The following is a 246-nucleotide window of genomic DNA, read 5'->3' as shown; positions in this document are numbered from 1 at the left end:
CGAACTCTCCATCTCCGCCGTGCAGGCCGCAGCCACCGACCTGCTCCAGATGCCGCGCGCGCAGCGGGCGGAACTGCCCTACATGCATCCCGGCCGGGTGGACGTCATCGGCGCCGGCGCCCTGGTGTGGCGGCGCATCCTGACCCGCATGGGCGAGCTCACCGCCGGCCGCATCATTACGGCCACCGCCAGCGAGCACGATATTCTGGACGGAATTGCCCTGAGTGCCGAGGCACGAAGCTAAAC

1 pseudogene is annotated in these 246 nt (G+C 69.1%); it reads left to right on the top strand.

From position 1 onward, the window contains the following. Positions 1 to 244, top strand: a pseudogene (locus MKD49_RS26205) (exopolyphosphatase); the annotation flags it as partial. Positions 245 to 246 lie beyond the last annotated feature (2 nt).

Source organism: Herbaspirillum sp. WGmk3 (assembly GCF_023952535.1).
GTDB classification, from domain to species: domain Bacteria; phylum Pseudomonadota; class Gammaproteobacteria; order Burkholderiales; family Burkholderiaceae_D; genus Herbaspirillum; species Herbaspirillum huttiense.
Note: the sequence above shows the minus strand (reverse complement) of the source record. Positions and strands in the feature narration are given on the sequence as shown.